Consider the following 16,858-nt stretch of genomic DNA (forward strand, 5'->3'; position numbering starts at 1 on the left):
GGGCAGTCAGCCCGGGCTCCGCAGGGCGGCCAGCACGTCGGGGCCGGGATAGCCGTCCGGCACCAGCCCCTGCGCCTTCTGCCAGGCTTTCACCGCCGCGACGGTCTTCGGCCCGATCCGCCCGTCCACGCCGCCGGTGTCCAGCCCCAGGGCCACCAGCGCCGCCTGCAACTCCTTGCGCTCCTCCAGCGTCAGGGCGCGCCAGTGCCGGGGCCAGTCCGCGGCAAGGACCGGCCCGCCGCGCAGCCGGTCGGACAGATGACCGATGCCGATGACATAGGCGTCGGCGAGGTTGTATTTCTCGATCACCCGAAAGTTCGGGTAGATCAGGAAGGCCGGGCCGGTATGGCCGGCGGGCAGCAGCACGCTGGCCTCGTCGCCCTCCGGCAACTCGCCCCCCGCCGCCGGCGCCACGCCGAGGGCGCGCCAGTCCGACACCGGCTTCACCACCCGCTCGGTGGTCTGGTCGTAGTCGAAGCCCTCGGGCAGCGTCACCTCCAGCCCCCAGGGCTGGCCCTTCACCCAGCCCCAGTGCCGCAGATAATTGGCGGTCGAGGCCAGAGCATCGGCCGGGTCGTCGCCCCAGATGTCGCGCCGGCCGTCGCCGTCGAAATCCACCGCGAAGTCGGCCCAGCTGGAGGGCATGAACTGGGTATGCCCCATCGCCCCGGCCCAACTGCCCTTCAGCGCCTCGCGCCCGACATGGCCCTGATCGACGATCTCCAGCGCCTGCACCAGCTGCGCCTCGAAGAAGGCCGCGCGCCGGCCGTCATAGGCCAGCGTCGCCAGCGCGCTGAGGGTGTCGGTATCGCCCCTGTAGGTGCCGTAGGCCGACTCCAGCCCCCAGATCGCCGCGACGACCTCCTTCTCCACCCCATACTCCGTCTCGATCCGCGCCAGCAGATCGGCATGTTTCTCCAGCGCCTTGCGGCCGAGCGTCACCCGGTCCTGGGAGACCGCGATGTCCAGATAATCCCAGATCGTCTTGGTGAACTCGGTCTGCCGCCGGTCGCGCGCTACCACCTCGGGCAGGTAGAGTGCTGCCCGCATCTCGCGGTCGTAGACCGAAGCCGGAACCCCGGCCTCCAGCGCCTTCACCCGGAACGCGCCCACCCAGTCGCGGAACCCGGCTTCCGAGCCGTCTTCCCTGCCCGCCGCCATGACCGTTCCCTCCGGGTCCTCGATGGTCTGCGCCGATACAGGGGCGGCCAGCAGCAGCGCCAGAACCAGCGCCCTCATCGCCGCCGCCGCACCACGCGCCGCTTCGCCGCCTCGCGCGCCGTGGCCCGCCCCGCCGCCCGCCGGGGCGCCTTGCCGCGCGTGGTCTTGCCGCCGGGCATCGGCCTGGCGTCGATCTCCAGCAGCTCCAGCACCAGCCCGCCGGTCACCGGCACCGCCTCGCGCAGCCGCACGGTCACGCGGGCACCGATGCCGATGGTCAGGCCGGTGTCGGCGCCCATCAGGGTCTGGCTGTCCGCGTCGTAGTGGAAGAACTCGCGCCCGACCTCGCGGATCGGCACCAGCCCGTCGGCTCCGGTCTCGTCCAGTTTCACGAACAGCCCGAAGCGCTGCACACCCGAGACCCGGCCGGTGAAGGTGGCCCCGACCCGATCGGAGAGATAGGCCGCCAGATAGCGGTCCACCGTCTCGCGCTCCGCCACCATCGACCGCCGCTCGGCGTCGGAGATCAGCTTGCCGGTCTCCGCCAGGTTCTCGATGTCGAAGGCCGACAGCCCGTCCTCGCCCCAGCCATGGCCGCGGATCAGCGCCCGGTGCACGATCAGGTCGGAATAGCGCCGGATGGGCGAGGTGAAATGGGCATAGTCCCGCAGCGCCAGCCCGAAATGGCCGAAGTTGCGCGGGTCGTAATAGGCCTGCGCCATGCTGCGCAGGGTGGAGATGTTGAGCAACTCGTCGTAATCGGTGCCCTCGGCCTGCGCCAAGAGCCGGTTCAGATGCGCGGTCTTCAGCACCTGTCCCTTCGCCAGCGTGAAGCCCGAGGCCTCCGCCACTTCGCGCAGGGCGTCCAGACGGTCGGGGCTGGGTTCCTCATGCACCCGGTAGAGAAGCGGCTGCTTCAACCGCTGCAATTCCTCGGCCGCGGCGACGTTGGCCAGCACCATGAACTCCTCGATCAGCCGATGGGCGTCGAGCCGTTCCTTGAAATCCACCGAGACGACCTTGCCCTCGTCCGACAGCACGATCTGCCGCTCCGGCAGATCGAGGTTCAGCGGCTGCCGTTCGCCCCGCGCCAGCAGCAGCGAACGATAGGCGGCGTAAAGCGGCTTCAGCACCGTCTCGACCAGCGGCGCGGTCTTGTCGTCCGGCGCGCCGTCCACCGCCGCCTGCACCTGCCCGTATTCCAAGGACGCGCGCGACCGCATCAGCCCGCGGTGGAAGCGGTGGGAGATCTTCCGCCCCTGCGCGTCGATCCGCATCCGCACCGCAAGGCAGGGCCGGTCCACCGCCTCGTGCAAGCTGCACAGATCGCCCGACAGGATGTCGGGCAGCATCGGCACCACCCGGTCGGGGAAATAGGTCGAATTGCCCCGCCGCCGCGCCTCGCGGTCCAAGGCGCCGCCGGGGCGGACGTAATGCGCCACGTCGGCGATGGCGACCCAGAGGATATGGCCGCCCGGATTGCCCGGCTCGGTATCCGGGGCGGCATGGACGGCATCGTCGCGGTCGCGGGCATCGGCGGGGTCGATGGTGACAAGGGGGATGTCGCGCAGGTCCTCGCGGTTCTGCATCGTCACCGGACGCGGCGCATCGGCCTCGGCGATGGCGGCGTCGGGGAACTGGTCGGGGATGCCGTGCTGGTGGATGGCGATCAGCGACACTGCCCGCGGGCCGGAGGGATCGCCCATCCGTTCGATCACCCGCGCCTGCGGCAGGCCGAGACGGCGGTTGCCGACGGCCTCGGCCTCCACCAGTTCGCCGTCGCGGGCGCCGAGGTCGTCCTCGGCCCGCACCCTCCATTCCTTGTCCTGGCCCTTGTCGATCGGCAGGATGCGCCCGCCCTCACTGCCCTTGCGGAACACCCCCAGCACCTTCAGGGGATTGCTACCGATCCGCCGGATCAGCCGCGCCTCCCAAGTGTAGTCGTCGAGGTCCACCCTGGTCAGCCGGGCCAATATCCGGTCGCCCTCGGCCAAGGCCGGATCGCCCGTCTTCGGCACGATCAGGATGCGCCCGGCCTCCTTGTCGACGCCCTCCTCCATCGCCTCGGCGAAGAGGTCGCCCGCGGCATCCGGCTTCATCACCCGCAGCAGGGCAACGGGCGGCAGTTCCCCCTTCGGGCGGAAGCGGCGGGCGGATTTCACCACCCCGCCCTCTTCCTCCATCTCGCGCAGCAGCCGCCGCAACTCGGCCCGCTGGTCGCCCTTCAGCCCGAAGGCTTTGGCGATATCGCGTTTCGAGGTCAGGCCGGGGTTCTCGGCGATCCACTGGCGGATCTGGTCTTTCGAGGGCAAGGGTGTCATGCCGCCAGCCCTAGCACGGCCAGCCGCAAGCGCAAACCGGCGGTTTTCGGGATAGGCGCCTTCGGCGCAGCCGCTACAGGACCAGCTGCATATCCCGGTGGGGGATGCCGGCGTCCAGATATTCCGGCCCGAAGGCGGTGAACCCCAGCCTTTCGTAGAAACCGAGCGCATGGGTCTGCGCCCCCAGCTTCACCTTGGCGACGCCGGGCAGCTTGCGGAACTCCGCCACCGCCGCCCGCATCAGCGCCGCACCAAGGCCGGTCCCCCGGGCCTCGGCCAGCACGCAGACGCGGCCGACCTTGCCGGTCTCGCCCTGCACCAGCAGGCGCGCACAGCCGAGCGGCCGGCCGTCGACCAGCGCCAACAGGTGGATCGCTTGATCGTCCAGCCCGTCGACCTCATCGGCCTCGGACACGCCCTGTTCCTCGATGAACACCTTGCGGCGCAGGGCGCGGCAGGTGGCGATGTCCTGCGTCGGCGCGATATGGATCACGCGAAATACTCCCGCAGGATGCGGGCGTAGATCGCCTTCAGCTGGCCGATCTGCGCCACCTCCACCCGTTCGTCCACCTGATGCATGGTCCGGCCCACCAGCCCGAACTCCACCACCGGGCAATGGTCCTTGACGAAGCGCGCGTCCGAGGTGCCGCCGGAGGTGGAATAGACCGGCTCCACCCCGGTCTCCGCCTGCACCGCACGGCGGACCAGCGCCGAGAACTCGCCGGGCGGGGTCAGGAAGCTTTCGCCCGAGATCTGGAAGCGGGTGCCGATCCTGACCCCGGTTTCCTCTTGCACCGCATCGGCATGGCCCCGCAGCCAGTCCGACAGCGAGGCGCCGGAGTGCAACTCGTTGAACCGGATGTTCACCGTGGCGGTGCCGCGGGCCGGGATCACGTTGTTGGCCGGGTTGCCGCAATCGATGGTGGTGATCGCCAGCGTCGAGGCGTCGAAATGGTCCGAGCCCTGGTCCAGCGGCTTCTCCTCCAGCCGTGCCAGCAGTTTCACCAGCGCCGACATCGGGTTCTTCGCCCGGTGCGGATAGGCGCTGTGCCCCTGCACCCCCTCGGCGGTGAACCAGCAGGTCATGCTGCCGCGGCGGCCGATCTTCATCATCTCGCCCATCGTCCTGGGGCAGGTCGGCTCTCCCACCAGGCAATGCGTCATCCGCTCGCCCTGCGCCGCCATCCAGTCCAGAAGCGCCAGAGTGCCGTCCTGCGCATCGCCTTCCTCGTCGCCGGTGATCGCCAGGATCACGGCGCCGTCGGGGGGCGTGGCCTGCACGAAATCCACCGCGGCGGCGGCAAAGGCCGCCACGCCGGATTTCATGTCGGTGGTGCCGCGGCCATACATCCAGCCCTCCACCACCGCGGCGCCGAACGGGTCCTGCGTCCAGGCCGCGGCATCGCCGACCGGCACCACGTCGGTATGGCCGTTGAAGCCGAAGCTGCGGTTGGCCCCGCGCTTGCCCCAGCGGGCGAAGAGGTTGGGCACCCCGCTGCGGTCCACCCGCGTGCAGTCGAACCCCGCGCCGGACAACAGCCGCTCCAGCACCTGCAACGCCCCGCCTTCCGTGGGCGTGACCGAGGGGCAGCGGACCAGTTCCGCCGTCAGCGCGACGGGATCGACGGGGGGGACAGTGTCGGGCATGGCTCTCTCCGGTTCCTCTCCCCTCGTCCTAGGCGAGGGCGCAGCGCCCCGCAACCTGTGTCCCCCGCGCCACCGCCGCCGCCCGCCGTCGCGCCACCGGGTGACAGCGCCGCCGTTCCGCCCTACCCTGCCGCAAAACGACAGGTCCAGGACAGGACGCGGGCCCGAGCACCCGATCCCGAGCAGGCACCCGCCCGCTCGCCTGCCCCAAGGACAGGAGCACAGGCATGGCCGAAGACTCCTCGCTGACCCGAGCCGCCCCGCCGCATGGGGATGCCGCCGCATGACCGGCTGGCTTCTCCTCTCCGACCGCGACGGGCCGGTGGGCGCCGAACTGCCGCCGGTGCTGAACGAGGGCACGCTGGTGGTCGAGCTGTCCTGGCCGCTGCCGGTGGGCGTGCTGCTGGACTGGCGCAGCCAGGGGCAGGCGCTGTCGCTGTTCCACCATCCGGCCAGCGGCATCGGCCTCCTTTGGCGCGACGGCGGGGCGCTGCGGCGGTTCCTGCTGCCCGGGGCGCTGCGGCTGGACGGCCGCCTCGCCCGGCTGGCCTTCCGCTGGAGCCGGGCGCAAGGCCGCTGGACCATGCAGCTGGACGACGGAAGGGAAGCCCGCGTCGCCGCCACCGCCGGCCTGAACCCGCCCGCCTTCCCCGCCGCCGCGCTGGCTGCGCTTTGTGCCGGGCAGGGGGTGACGCGGCGGGAATCCTCGGTGCTGTGGTTCGGGGTGATGCGGGGCGAAAACCCCCCGGCCCGGCTGCCCTGGATCGGCATCGCCGCCCCGGTGATGACCGCCGCTGGCCCGGTCCCCGCCGGGCTGCTGCGCCCCGGGCAATGGATCGCCACCCGCGACGCCGGGCCGGTGCGGTTGCGCGCATTGCAGCGGATGGACATGCCCAGCCGGGGCAGCCATGCCGCCATCGTGCTGCGCGCGCCCTGGCACGCCCGGCAGACCGACCTGCTGGTCTCGGCCGACCAGCTGGTCGGCCTAAGCGGGCTGGAGGCCGAATACCTGTTCGGCGAGGAGGAGGTGCTGGTCCCCGCCGGCGCCCTGGTCGATGGCCGCTCGGCGCTGGCCGACAACCGCCGCGCCACCGCGCCGGGGGTGTCGCTGGACCTCGGCGGCCGGCACCTGATCGACTGCGGCGGCGCCTGCCTGCTGTCGGCCGGTCTCGGGGCGGCGATGCCCCCGCCGCTGCGCGTGTTGCAGGATTACGAGGCGCTGCCGCTGCTGGCGCTGCTGCGCCGGCAAAAATCGACCGACGCCGCCTGAGGCGTCGCTAGTCGTAGAACGGCGTCATCTGCGCCACCACGACCGAGTTCTCGGCCAGCGCGCGGTCCATCAGCGCCACTTCTTCGACGCCGATCTCCTCGCCCGCCTTGCGGCGTTCCTCCAGCGTTCCCAGGCCCTGCACCTCCAGCGGCGCCAGGTCGGCCTCTTTCAGGATCGCCACCGTCTCGCGCACGGCTTCGGCCTCGTCCACGCCGGAGGCATAGCACATCAGCGCCGCCCCGGTGGCCTTGTCGGGCAGCCCGTCGCCCGCCTTGCGGCCGACCTCGACGATCAGGGTGAACACCTGCTGCGGGCGCTTTTCCTTCGCGGTCTTCTCGGCTTCGGCCATTCGCGCCCTCCCCGGGCTCAGTCGCGCAAGAGTTCGTTGATCGAGGTCTTCGAGCGGGTCTGCGCATCCACCTTCTTCACGATCACCGCGCAGTAAAGGTTGATCCCGCCCTTCGACGGCATCGACCCGGCGACCACCACCGACCCGGCCGGAACCTCGCCATACATCACCGCGCCGGTTTCCCGGTCGACGATCTTGGTCGACTGGCCGATGTAGACCCCCATGCCGAGGACCGAACCCTCGCGGACGATGCAGCCCTCCACCACCTCGGAGCGCGCGCCGATGAAGCAGTTGTCCTCGATGATGGTCGGGCCGGCCTGCATCGGCTCCAGCACCCCGCCGATGCCGACGCCGCCGGACAGGTGGACGTTCTTGCCGATCTGCGCGCAGGAGCCGACGGTGGCCCAGCCGTCCACCATGCTGCCCTCATCGACATAGGCGCCGATGTTGACGAAGGAGGGCATCAGCACCACCCCCTTGGCGATATAGGCCGACCGGCGGACGATGCTGCCCGGCACGGCGCGGAAGCCGGCGGCGCGCCATTCGGCCTCGTCCCAGCCCTCGAACTTGGACGGCACCTTGTCCCACCAGGTCGCGCCGCCGTTGCCGCCGGGGATGACGCCCATGTCGTTCAGCCGGAACGACAGCAGCACCGCCTTCTTGGCCCATTGGTTCACGTGCCAGTCGTTGCCCCGCTTCTCGGCCACCCGCAGCGTGCCGCCGTCCAGCGCGGCCAGAGTCGCCTCCACCGCGTCGCGCGCCTCGCCTTTCGTCGCGGGGGAAATGCCGTCGCGGGCCTCCCAGGCGGCTTCGATGGCGGCTTCCAGCGCGGCGTTCGACATGGGCGTGGTCCTTTTCGCGGTTCCTAAAGGGTCGCTGCGCCTATAAGGCTTGGGCAAAGGTGACGCAATCGGACAACAGATGAAAGACGAACCCCGCAGCCATCCGTTCCGCGATTCCACGCAGGACATCGAAACCGCCAAACAGGTCCCGGATACCCCGCAGACCCGGTCTCCGGTCTACCGGCTGGCCTTCGCCGACCGCGATTTCATGACGCGGGAAGAGTTGCGGCCGGTCCGGTTGCAACTGGAACTGCTGAAGCCGCAGATGATCATGGACGAACGCGGCATCGAATCGACGGTGGTGATGTTCGGCGGCGCCCGCATCCCGGCGCCCGACCTGAAGCAGACGGCGCGCACCCCGGCCCTGGCCGAACTGTCGCGCTATTACGACGAGGCCCGCCGCTTCGCCGCGGTGATGACGCAGCGCAGCCTGGACAGCTACGGCCGCAACTGGGTGGTCGTCACCGGCGGCGGCCCGGGGGTGATGGAGGCCGGCAACCGCGGCGCCGAGGAGGCGGGGGGCCAGTCGATCGGCCTCAACATCGTGCTGCCGCACGAACAGGCGCCGAACCCCTATGTCACGCCGGAGCTGGCCTTCAACTTCCACTACTTCGCCATCCGCAAGATGCATTTCCTGATGCGCGCCGCGGCGATCTGCGTCTTCCCCGGCGGCTTCGGCACCATGGACGAGCTGTTCGAGGCGTTGACCCTGATCCAGACCGGCCGAATGAAGCCGATCCCCTTCCTGCTGTTCGGGCAGGACTGGTGGGAAAGGGTGGTGGACTGGAACATGCTGGCCGAGGCCGGCGTGATCAGCCCCGAGGACCTGGGCCTGTTCCGCATCGTCGAGACCGCGGAAGAGGCCATCGCCGCCATCGACGACTGGCCGAAGGTATAGGAAACATCCCCGAGCCGGCCGGGCGGGAGAAGGCGAGGCGCCGCCTTGCCCCGCCCGTGCGCAGCATGTCAACCGGAAACATGTCAGCCTGAGACCCAGTGAGGCCAGCCGACCCGGCGGGCGAGAAGCGCCCGCCGAGGGCGGGGCGGGCGCTGGCCGGGCCTTGAGGGCCCGGCCGGGACAAGGGGAAGCGTTGCGCGGTGGCGAAGGCGATAGCCTTCGCCAAGGGAAGCCAGCAGCACCGGCCGCAGAATCCGCTTCCCTCCCGAACGATTTCCGCCAGTCTTGACGCAGAACCCACTCCACGGAGGACCGAATGACATTCAACCCCGAACGCGGAACCTGCCGCTGCGGCGCGGTGGAGATCGAGGTCTCCGCCCCGCCCTTCATGACCATGGCCTGCCATTGCCGCGGCTGCCAGCGGATGACCGCCAGCGCCTTCTCGCTGACCATGATGGTGCCCGCCGCGGCGCTACGGGTGACGAAGGGCGAGACGGTCCGCGGCGGAACCGGCGGCCCGATGGGCGACCACCGCTTCTGCGACGGTTGCAAGAGCTGGCTCTTCACCCGCTTCGAGGGGCAGGATTTCGTCAACGTCCGCCCGACGATGTTCGACCGGCCCGACTGGTCGCGCCCCTTCGCCGAGGTGCAGACCGCCGAGAAGCTGGACTGGGTCCGGCTTCCCGTCCGGCATTCCTTCCAGCGTTTCCCGCCGCCCGAGCAATACGGCGCGCTGCTCGCCGAATTCACCGCCGGCTGATCACAGCGCCGAAAGCCCCGCGTCCAGCGCCTTCAGGATCACCTGCACGTCGTCGCTGGTCAGCACCAGCGGCGGCGACAGGATGATGTTCGGTCCGGAGACCCGGATCATCGCGCCGTTCTCGTAGGCCACCTTCTGCACCTTGCCCGGCGTGGCCTTGTCCGGCGCCGCCTTGGTCGCCCGGTCCGAGACCAGTTCGACCGCGTGCATCAGCCCGTGGCCGCCGCGCACGTCGCCGACCACTGCGTGCTTTTCCTTCAGCGCCAGCAGGCCCGAGTGCATCTCGGCCCCCCGCGCCGCGGCATTGTCCTTGACGTTCAGCCTTTGAGTTTCGGCCAGGCAGGCCAGCGCTGCCGCTGCGCCGACGGGATGGCCGGAATAGGTATAGCCATGGCCGATGGCGGCCTTGCCGGTTTCGTCGCCCTCGAACACCTCCGCCACGCCTTCGGCGATCATCACCGCACCGAAGGGGAAGAAGGCATTGGTGATCGCCTTCGCGGTGCAGGCGAAATCCGGCTTCACCCCCCAGAGCCGGCTGCCGGTCCAGGCCCCGGTGCGGCCGAAGGCGGTGATCACCTCGTCGGCGATCAGCAGGATGCCGTGCTTGCGGCACAGCTTCTCGACCCCCGGCATGAAGCTGGAATGCGGCGGGATCACCCCGCCGGCGCCGAGGACCGGTTCCATGATGAAGGCGGCAATGGTCTGCGGCCCCTGGAAGGCGATCTCGTCCTCCAGCGCCTGCAGGCACAGCTGCGCCAGCCGCTCCGGGTCGCTTTCGTTGAACGGGTTGCGATAGGTGTAGGGCGCCGGGATGTGGTGGCAGCCGGGCAGCAGCGGCTCATAGGCGCTGCGGAAATTGGCGTTGCCGTTGACCGAGGCGCCACCGAAATGGGTGCCGTGGTAGCCCTTCTTCAGCGACAGGTATTTCACCCGCCCCGGCTCTCCCTTGATCTTGTGATACTGCCGCGCCAGCCGCAGCGCCGTCTCCACGCTGTCGCTGCCGCCGGAGGTGAAAAAGGCCCGGACAAGGCCATCCGGCGCGAAAAACGCCCGCAGCTCCTCGGCCAGTTCGATCACCTTGTCGTTCGAGGTGCCGCGGAAGATCGAGTAATAGGGCAGCGACTCCAGCTGCGCCGCGATGGCCTCCTTCACCGGGCGGCAGGAATAGCCGAGGTTGACGTTCCACAGGCCCCCCACCGCATCCACCACCTCATGCCCGTCGACATCGCGGATGCGCACGCCTTCCGCGCCGGTCACGATGGTCGGCGCGTTCTTCAGGCTGTCCGCAGGCGCCGTCATCGGGTGCCACAGGCTGCGCGCGTTGTTCGCTTTCAGGAAGTTGGCGTCCTTCATCGGCTTTCCTTTCGGGTCAGGCGGCATCCCGCCACAGGGTTTCCAGCCCGGGCGGCAACTGCCCGCCCCAGGCCGTGGTGATCTGCACCGCCGCCCTTGCCAGTTCGGCCAAGGTCAGGCGGCGTTGGTCCTCGGTCATCCGCGCCGCCGGGGTGGCGACCGCGATCGACCCGGTGCAGGCGCATGTCGCATCGAACAGCGGCAGCGCGATGCCATGCACCCCCGGCTCGAAGGTCGAGTCGGTCTCGGCATGGCCCCGCGCCCGGATCGCCGGCAGCAGCGTGCGGATCGCCTCGGGATCGGTTCCGGTGGAAGCGGTCATCTGCGGCAGCGGCGCGGCCAGAATCGTCTCTGACATGGCCTTTTCCGCAAAAGCCAGCACCACCAACCCGCTGGCGGTGGCGTGGAAGGGCAGGAAATCGGCATCTTCCATCCGCACCGCCATGGCGTGGCGCGCCGAATAGGCGAAGGCCAGCGTCTGCAGCCGCCCCGCCACCAGATGCGACAGATGCGCGGTCTCACCCGTCGCCTCGGCCAGCGCCCGCAGCACCGGCATCGCTGCCTCGCGCATCGGCACCGCCGCTTCGCGCAGGGAGGCCAGCCGCAGCACCGCCGGCCCCAGCCGGTATTCCCGCGCCGGGCCGGTTTGCTCGACCAGCCCGCAGCTTTCCATCTCCTGCAACAGCCGGTGGCAAGTGGCCTTGTTCAGCCCCGAGGCGCGGGCGATCTGGCTCAGCCCCATCTGCGGCTGCCGATGGGTGAACAGGTCCAGAAGCTCCAGCGCCTTGCCGACGGTGCCCATACCGCGCCCCCTTTGCATTTTTGTTGACAGGTCGCGGTCCGCCCGTCAATCTGTTTTTGAAACATTGGTTCATATAATGAACCGATAAGGGAGCACCGCATGAGTCTGGACCAAGCCGCCATCGACCGCCTGGCCGCCGCGCCCGTCGCCCCCGGCCGCCTGCTGATCGAAGGCCAATGGCTGCCGGGCGAGGCCGGCGAAAACCCCGTCCTGTCGCCCATCGACGGCCGCCAACTGACCACGCTCGCCGCCGCCTCGCCCGCCGATGTCGCCCGCGCCTGCGCCTCAGCCCGCGCGGCCTTCGAGGATGGCCGCTGGTCCCGCCTTGCCCCTTCGGCCCGCAAGGCGGTGCTGCACCGGCTGGCCGACCTGATCGACCGCAACGCGGCGGAACTCGCCGTCCTCGGCGTCCGCGACAATGGCACCGAGATCTCCATGGCCCTGAAGGCCGAGCCCGGCAGCGCCGCCGCGACCTTTCGCTACTACGCCGAGGCGCTGGACAAGGTTTATGGCGAGATCGCCCCCACCGCGCCCAACATCCTCGCGCTGGTCCACAAGGAGCCGGTGGGCGTGGTCGGCGCCATCGTGCCCTGGAACTTCCCGCTGATGATCGGCGCCTGGAAGATCGCCCCCGCGCTGGCGATGGGCAATTCCGTGGTGCTGAAACCGGCGGAAACCGCGTCCCTAACGCTGCTCAAACTGGCCGAACTGGCGCTGGAGGCCGGGGTGCCGCCCGGCGTCTTCAACGTGGTCACCGGCCCCGGCCGGGTGACCGGCGAGGCGCTGGCGCTGTCGCCGGACGTGGACGTGCTGGTCTTCACCGGCTCCGGCGCCACCGGCCGCCGGCTGCTGCAATATTCCGCGCAGTCGAACCTGAAGCGCTGCTATCTGGAGTTGGGCGGCAAGTCCCCCAACATCGTCTTCGCCGATGCGCCCGACCTGCAGGCCGCCGCCAAGACCGCCGCCACCGCGATCTTCCGCAACGCCGGGCAGGTCTGCGTGGCGGGTTCGCGGCTGCTGGTGCAGGCCGAGGTGCATGATGAATTCGTCTCTATCCTTGCCGAAACCACCAAGAAGATGACCGTCGGCAACCCGCTATCGCTGGCGACCCAGGTCGGCGCGGTGAACTCCTTGCCGCAGTTGGAGGGCAACCTGGGCTTCGTCGCCGATGCCGCAAGCGAGGGCGGGCAGGTCGTCACCGGCGGCGCCCGCGTCCTGCAGGAGACCGGCGGCTGGTATATGGACCCGACCGTGGTCACCGGCGTCCGGCCCGAGCATCGGCTTTACCGCGAGGAGGTCTTCGGCCCCGTCCTCGCCGTCACCCCGTTCAAGGACGAGGAGGAGGCGCTGCGGCTGGCCAATGCCAGCGACTTCGGCCTCGCCTCCGGGGTCTGGACCGCGAACCTGTCGCGCGCCCACCGGATGATCCGCGGCATCCGCGCCGGGGTGGTGCATGTGAACACCTACGGCGGCGCCGACGGCACCGTGCCGCTGGCGGGGACCAAGCAATCGGGCAACGGCGCGGACAAGAGCCTGTACGCGCTGGAGAAGTATTGCGATCTGAAGACCGCGTGGATTCAGCTGTAACAGGGACTGTTTTCGATGGGCGACCGCATCCTTGTCGTGGGCACCTACGACACCAAGGACGACGAACTGACCTATCTGGCCGGCGTCATCCGCGCCCAGGGCGGCACCGCGCTGACCATGGATGTCTCGATCCTGGGCGATCCCAAGGCGCCGACCGACTGGTCCAAGCATCAGGTGATCGAGGCCGGCGGCAGCACCATCGCCGAAGCCATCGCCGCCGAGGACGAGAACTTCGCCATGCAGGCGATGGCCCGCGGGGCCGCGGCGCTGTCCGCCCGGCTGCACCGCGAGGGCGTGTTCGACGGGGTGATCGTCCTCGGCGGCTCGATGGGCACCGACTTGGCGCTGGACCTCTGCGCCGCGCTGCCGCTGGGGGTGCCGAAATACGTGGTCTCCACCGTCAGCTTCTCGCCGATGCTGCCGCCGGAACGGCTGGCCCCGGACATCCAGATGATCCTCTGGGCCGGCGGGCTTTACGGGCTGAACTCGGTCTGCAAATCGTCGCTGAGCCAGGCCGCGGGGGCGGTCCTCGGCGCCGCCCGCGCGGTGGAGCCGCCGCGGCGCGACCGCCCGCTGATCGGCATGACCGGCTTTGGCAAGACCGTGCTGCGCTACATGGTGGTGCTGAAACCGGAACTGGAGAAACGCGGCTTCGAGGTCGCCGTCTTCCACGCCACCGGCATGGGCGGCCGCGCCTTCGAATCGCTGGCGGCCGAGGGCGCCTTCGCCTGCGTGATGGATTTCGCACCGCAGGAGGTGGGGAACCACCTGTTCGGCAGCGCCATCAGCGCCGGGCCGGACCGGATGACCAACGCCGGCCGCCGCGGCCTCCCGCAGATGGTGGCGCCGGGCTGCTACGATCTGGTCGACGTGGTCGGCTGGCACGCCCCGCCGGAACGCTTCCGCGACAGCCCCAGCCATGCGCACAACCGGCTGTTGTCCTCCTATGTGCAAAGCGCCGAGGAGCGGCGGATGATGGCGCGGGAGATGGCGGCGAAGCTGGCGGGGGCGACGGGAAAAACGTCTCTGTTCCTGCCGAAACGGGGCTGCAACGAATGGGACCGCGAAGGCGCGCCGCTGGCGGATGCCGAGGGGCTGGCCGCCTTCTGCGAGGAGATCCGCAAGACCTGCCCGCCGAATGTCGAGCTGATCGAGCTGGATTGCCACATCAACGACGAAGGCTTCGCCGCCGCGGTGCTGGAGTTGTTCGACCGCTGGCTGGCCGAGGGCGTGGTCAGGCGAAACTGATCGAAACCGAGCCGAAGGCGCCGAAATCGGCGTGGAAGCGGCTGCCCGGCGGGGCCTCGACCGGGCGGATGAAGCTGCCGGACAGCACCACCTGCCCGGGTTCGATCCCCTGGCCGTAGGCCGCAAGCCGGTGGACCAGCCAGAGGATGCCGGTCACCGGATCGTCCAGCACCCCGGCGCCGAGGCCGGTTTCCTCGACCACCCCGTCGCGCTTGACCACGGCGCCGACCCAACGGAGGTCGAAGGCGCCGATGGGGTGGCGGTCTTCGCCCAGCACGATCCCGGCATTGGCCGCGTTGTCGGCCACGGTGTCGACGATGGTCCGCACCCGGCCGGTGACCGGATCGGCCCGCAGGATGCGGGTGTCGAGGATTTCCAGACTGGGGCAGACATGGGCGGTGGCGGCGACCACATCCGCCCGGGTGACCTGCGCGCCCCGCAGCGGAGCCTGCATGACGAAGGCGATCTCCGCCTCCACCCGCGGCTGGATGAAGCGGCCGGCGGAGACGGTTGCGCCGGTCGGGAAGTGCATGTCGTCCAGCAGAACGCCGGAATCCGGGGTGGTGATGCCGAGCGCGCTTTGCATGGCGCGGGAGGTCAGGCCGATCTTCCAGCCGGTCACCCGGCGGCCCGCGGCCAGCTTCCGCGCCACCAGCGCGGACTGGATGGCATAGGCGTCGTCCAGCGTGGCCTCGGGGTATTGCAGGGAGATCAGGCCGCATTGGCGGCGGCTCTGTTCGGCCCGGAAAAGCGTCTCTGCGCAGGCGGAAATGGCCTCGGGCGTCATTCGTCGCGCACTCCGTTGCGCAGGGTGCCGATGCCTTCGGCCGTGACCTCGATCACGTCGCCGGGCACCAGCCATTTCGGCGGGTCGAAGCGGGCGCCGGCGCCGGTGGGGGTGCCGGTGACGATGATGTCGCCGGGGACAAGGGTGGTGAAGGTGGAGAGATAGGCGATCTGGCGGGCCACCGGGAACAGCATCCGGCCCGTCCTGTCCTGCTGCCGGGTCTCGCCGTTCACCCGGGTCTCCAGCGCCACGTCCACGATCTGCGACGGCGACTCGAACGGCACCAGCCAGGGCCCCATCGCGCCCGAGCCGTCCCAGTTCTTGCCCTGCGTCACGTTGAACTTGGCATGGCGCACCCAGTCGCGGATGGTGCCCTCGTTGCAAAGCGTCAGCCCGACGATGTGGTCCAGCGCCTGCGCCTCGGGGATGCGGCGGCCGGCCTTGCCGATCACCACGGCGATCTCGCCCTCGTAATCCAGTTGCGGGCTTTCCGGCGGCCGGGTCAGCGGCACCTCGTGGCCGACGAAGCTGCGGGGGAAGCGCGGGAACAGCGACATGTTCGGCGGGGCTTCCTGCCCGTCCTTATATTCGGCATTGCGGTCGGGGAAGTTGACGCCGACGCAGATGATCTTCTCCGGGTCCGGCACCGGAATGTCCCAGCGGAACGTGCCGAACGGGTGGGTCACCGGAAGCATTTCGGCAAGAGCAGAGACTATTTTCCAGCCACGTGCCGAGATCATCCAGCGCAGCGTCGGCCATTGCGGGAAGTTGTCCGACAGCGCGATCATCCCGGTCTCGGCCACCGCGCCCCACATCTGCCGCCCCTCGGAGGTGAATGTCGCCAGCCGCATCATGGCGCGACGATCGGGGTGGCCTTGAGGTCGCTCTCCGACAGCGCCGCGCCGGCGAAGACGCTGCCCTCCTCGAACCAGGACCGCGGCGCGGGGGCGCCCCAGAGGGTCTGCCGCTGCGGGTCCTTCAGGTCCCATCTGATCGGCTCCAGGTCCGGGTCCACGGTCTGGTAGTCGGAGCAGTAAATCTCGATCCGATGGCCGTCCGGGTCGCGGATATAGAGGAAGAAGGCGTTGGAGATGCCATGGCGGCCGGGGCCGCGTTCGATGTTGGCCAGCCAGCCGGTGGTGCTCATCAGGTCGAGCAGGTCGATGATGTTCAGCGGCGTCGGCACCCAGAAGGCTGTGTGGTGCAGCCGCGGGCCGGTGCCGTTGGTGAAGGCGATGTCGTGGACGCCGCCCTTGCGGTGGGTCCAGGCGGCCCAGAGGCGGCCGCTTTCCGCATCCTCGGTGTATTCCGTCACCCGGAAGCCGATCTCGTTCCAGAACGCCACCGCTTCATCGACGTTGGGCGAGAAGCAGTTGAAATGGTCGATCCGCAGCGGTTTCACGCCTTTGTAGAGACGGTATTGCTGGTGGATCGGCGGCAGGCGGTCCATCCGGCAGTAGAACTCCAGCGGAATGCCCTGCGGGTCGCGGGTGCGGAAGGTGCGGCCCTGGAAGGGGCGCTCCACCCACTCCACCGGCAGGCCCTTGCCGGAAAAGAAGGCGGCGGCGCGGTCGAGGTGATCCTCGTCGAAGACCTTGAAACCCAGGTCGCGGGCCTCGGCCCGCTCGCATTGCTTCAGGACGATGCAATGGTGCCCGCGCTCTTCCATCGCCCGCAGCCAGATGGTTTGCGCATCCTCGTCGGTCACCTGCAGGCCGAGGGTGTCGACGTAGAAGGCCCGACTGCGGGCCAGGTCGGTCACGCCGAATTCGACATGGCTCAGGCGGACGGTGTTGAAGGGCGGGTAGAGGTTCGGGGCGGGGACGGGCATGG

16 protein-coding genes are annotated in these 16,858 nt (G+C 69.7%); 5 read left to right on the plus strand and 11 right to left on the minus strand.

Translation table 11 applies throughout. The annotated features are described in order from the left end of the window. Positions 1-6: 6 nt before the first annotated feature. From G5B31_RS01895 to dapE, 4 genes are all read right to left on the minus strand, one after another. Positions 7-1,239, minus strand: coding sequence for a lytic murein transglycosylase (locus G5B31_RS01895; protein WP_165013236.1), 1,233 nt, complete (start codon positions 1,237-1,239; stop codon positions 7-9). Continuing rightward, a complete protein-coding gene (gene rnr, locus G5B31_RS01900) occupies positions 1,236-3,482 on the minus strand; it encodes a ribonuclease R (RefSeq protein ID WP_165013238.1) in 2,247 nt (748 codons plus the stop codon). Before rnr ends, G5B31_RS01895 begins: the two co-directional genes overlap by 4 nt. A 73-nt stretch (positions 3,483-3,555) precedes the next feature. After that, the gene (locus G5B31_RS01905) at positions 3,556-3,975 is read right to left on the minus strand and encodes a GNAT family N-acetyltransferase (protein WP_394352106.1); all 420 of its coding nucleotides are present in this window, start codon (positions 3,973-3,975) and stop codon (positions 3,556-3,558) included. Continuing rightward, entirely contained in the window at positions 3,972-5,129 is a 1,158-nt protein-coding gene (dapE, locus tag G5B31_RS01910) for a succinyl-diaminopimelate desuccinylase (RefSeq protein ID WP_165013240.1), read from the minus strand. Before dapE ends, G5B31_RS01905 begins: the two co-directional genes overlap by 4 nt. A 283-nt stretch (positions 5,130-5,412) precedes the next feature. On the opposite strand from dapE, the gene G5B31_RS01915 reads away from it, so the two are divergent. Then, entirely contained in the window at positions 5,413-6,399 is a 987-nt protein-coding gene (locus G5B31_RS01915) for a Hint domain-containing protein (protein WP_165013241.1), read from the plus strand. 7 nt (positions 6,400-6,406) lie between these two features. Here G5B31_RS01915 and G5B31_RS01920 read toward each other — a convergent pair whose 3' ends face one another. Both G5B31_RS01920 and dapD read right to left on the minus strand, forming a co-directional pair. Beyond that, the gene (locus G5B31_RS01920; RefSeq protein ID WP_165013242.1) at positions 6,407-6,748 is read right to left on the minus strand and encodes a hypothetical protein; all 342 of its coding nucleotides are present in this window, start codon (positions 6,746-6,748) and stop codon (positions 6,407-6,409) included. A 17-nt stretch (positions 6,749-6,765) separates the two neighbouring features. Further along, positions 6,766-7,590 carry a 2,3,4,5-tetrahydropyridine-2,6-dicarboxylate N-succinyltransferase gene (gene dapD / locus G5B31_RS01925; RefSeq protein ID WP_165013243.1) on the minus strand — a complete coding sequence of 275 codons (825 nt, stop codon included), beginning with the start codon at positions 7,588-7,590 and terminating at the stop codon, positions 6,766-6,768. Between the two features lie 79 nt (positions 7,591-7,669). On the opposite strand from dapD, the gene G5B31_RS01930 reads away from it, so the two are divergent. Together G5B31_RS01930 and G5B31_RS01935 are read left to right on the plus strand one after the other, a co-directional pair. After that, the gene (locus G5B31_RS01930; protein ID WP_165013244.1) at positions 7,670-8,488 is read left to right on the plus strand and encodes a TIGR00730 family Rossman fold protein; all 819 of its coding nucleotides are present in this window, start codon (positions 7,670-7,672) and stop codon (positions 8,486-8,488) included. Positions 8,489-8,804: 316 nt separating this feature from the next. Continuing rightward, positions 8,805-9,248: a GFA family protein gene (locus tag G5B31_RS01935; protein WP_165013245.1), complete on the plus strand. Its 444-nt coding sequence runs from the start codon at positions 8,805-8,807 to the stop codon at positions 9,246-9,248. Here G5B31_RS01935 and G5B31_RS01940 read toward each other — a convergent pair whose 3' ends face one another. Together G5B31_RS01940 and G5B31_RS01945 are read right to left on the minus strand one after the other, a co-directional pair. Then, complete coding sequence (locus G5B31_RS01940) at positions 9,249-10,601, minus strand: aminotransferase class III-fold pyridoxal phosphate-dependent enzyme (protein ID WP_165013246.1); 1,353 nt, start codon at positions 10,599-10,601, stop codon at positions 9,249-9,251. 16 nt (positions 10,602-10,617) lie between these two features. Further along, the gene (locus G5B31_RS01945; protein ID WP_165013247.1) at positions 10,618-11,403 is read right to left on the minus strand and encodes an IclR family transcriptional regulator; all 786 of its coding nucleotides are present in this window, start codon (positions 11,401-11,403) and stop codon (positions 10,618-10,620) included. A gap of 99 nt (positions 11,404-11,502) precedes the next feature. Between G5B31_RS01945 and G5B31_RS01950 the strand changes: the two genes are divergently transcribed. Together G5B31_RS01950 and G5B31_RS01955 are read left to right on the plus strand one after the other, a co-directional pair. After that, complete coding sequence (locus G5B31_RS01950; RefSeq protein ID WP_165013248.1) at positions 11,503-12,990, plus strand: aldehyde dehydrogenase family protein; 1,488 nt, start codon at positions 11,503-11,505, stop codon at positions 12,988-12,990. A 15-nt stretch (positions 12,991-13,005) separates the two neighbouring features. Further along, the gene (locus G5B31_RS01955) at positions 13,006-14,238 is read left to right on the plus strand and encodes a Tm-1-like ATP-binding domain-containing protein (RefSeq protein WP_165013249.1); all 1,233 of its coding nucleotides are present in this window, start codon (positions 13,006-13,008) and stop codon (positions 14,236-14,238) included. Here G5B31_RS01955 and hpaH read toward each other — a convergent pair. Genes hpaH through hpaD form a run of 3 tightly spaced genes read right to left on the minus strand, consistent with a single transcriptional unit; the run spans position 14,225 to position 16,856 of the window. Continuing rightward, positions 14,225-15,025: a 2-oxo-hept-4-ene-1,7-dioate hydratase gene (gene hpaH / locus G5B31_RS01960; protein ID WP_165013250.1), complete on the minus strand. Its 801-nt coding sequence runs from the start codon at positions 15,023-15,025 to the stop codon at positions 14,225-14,227. The genes G5B31_RS01955 and hpaH overlap by 14 nt on opposite strands. Beyond that, on the minus strand, positions 15,022-15,876 hold the full coding sequence (locus tag G5B31_RS01965) for a fumarylacetoacetate hydrolase family protein (RefSeq protein ID WP_165013252.1): 855 nt from the start codon (positions 15,874-15,876) through the stop codon (positions 15,022-15,024). The genes hpaH and G5B31_RS01965 overlap by 4 nt, the downstream gene beginning before the upstream one ends. Next, complete coding sequence (gene hpaD, locus G5B31_RS01970) at positions 15,876-16,856, minus strand: 3,4-dihydroxyphenylacetate 2,3-dioxygenase (RefSeq protein WP_165013253.1); 981 nt, start codon at positions 16,854-16,856, stop codon at positions 15,876-15,878. Before hpaD ends, G5B31_RS01965 begins: the two co-directional genes overlap by 1 nt. Between the last annotated feature and the right edge of the window lie 2 nt (positions 16,857-16,858).

Origin of the sequence: Rhodobacter sp. SGA-6-6, assembly GCF_011043545.1 — a bacterium.
GTDB lineage: Bacteria > Pseudomonadota > Alphaproteobacteria > Rhodobacterales > Rhodobacteraceae > Pseudogemmobacter.

Bases quoted from the DNA above. Each gene is read 5' to 3' on its own strand.
- rnr (WP_165013238.1), bottom strand. From the start codon at position 3,482: ATGACACCCTTGCCCTCGAAAGACCAGATCCGCCAGTGGATCGCCGAG.
- hpaD (WP_165013253.1), bottom strand. From the start codon at position 16,856: ATGCCCGTCCCCGCCCCGAACCTCTACCCGCCCTTCAACACCGTCCGC.
- G5B31_RS01940 (WP_165013246.1), bottom strand. From the start codon at position 10,601: ATGAAGGACGCCAACTTCCTGAAAGCGAACAACGCGCGCAGCCTGTGG.
- G5B31_RS01945 (WP_165013247.1), bottom strand. From the start codon at position 11,403: ATGGGCACCGTCGGCAAGGCGCTGGAGCTTCTGGACCTGTTCACCCAT.
- G5B31_RS01920 (WP_165013242.1), bottom strand. From the start codon at position 6,748: ATGGCCGAAGCCGAGAAGACCGCGAAGGAAAAGCGCCCGCAGCAGGTG.
- G5B31_RS01955 (WP_165013249.1), top strand. From the start codon at position 13,006: ATGGGCGACCGCATCCTTGTCGTGGGCACCTACGACACCAAGGACGAC.
- G5B31_RS01950 (WP_165013248.1), top strand. From the start codon at position 11,503: ATGAGTCTGGACCAAGCCGCCATCGACCGCCTGGCCGCCGCGCCCGTC.
- G5B31_RS01965 (WP_165013252.1), bottom strand. From the start codon at position 15,876: ATGCGGCTGGCGACATTCACCTCCGAGGGGCGGCAGATGTGGGGCGCG.
- dapD (WP_165013243.1), bottom strand. From the start codon at position 7,590: ATGTCGAACGCCGCGCTGGAAGCCGCCATCGAAGCCGCCTGGGAGGCC.
- dapE (WP_165013240.1), bottom strand. From the start codon at position 5,129: ATGCCCGACACTGTCCCCCCCGTCGATCCCGTCGCGCTGACGGCGGAA.
- G5B31_RS01930 (WP_165013244.1), top strand. From the start codon at position 7,670: ATGAAAGACGAACCCCGCAGCCATCCGTTCCGCGATTCCACGCAGGAC.
- G5B31_RS01915 (WP_165013241.1), top strand. From the start codon at position 5,413: ATGACCGGCTGGCTTCTCCTCTCCGACCGCGACGGGCCGGTGGGCGCC.
- G5B31_RS01935 (WP_165013245.1), top strand. From the start codon at position 8,805: ATGACATTCAACCCCGAACGCGGAACCTGCCGCTGCGGCGCGGTGGAG.
- G5B31_RS01895 (WP_165013236.1), bottom strand. From the start codon at position 1,239: ATGAGGGCGCTGGTTCTGGCGCTGCTGCTGGCCGCCCCTGTATCGGCG.
- hpaH (WP_165013250.1), bottom strand. From the start codon at position 15,025: ATGACGCCCGAGGCCATTTCCGCCTGCGCAGAGACGCTTTTCCGGGCC.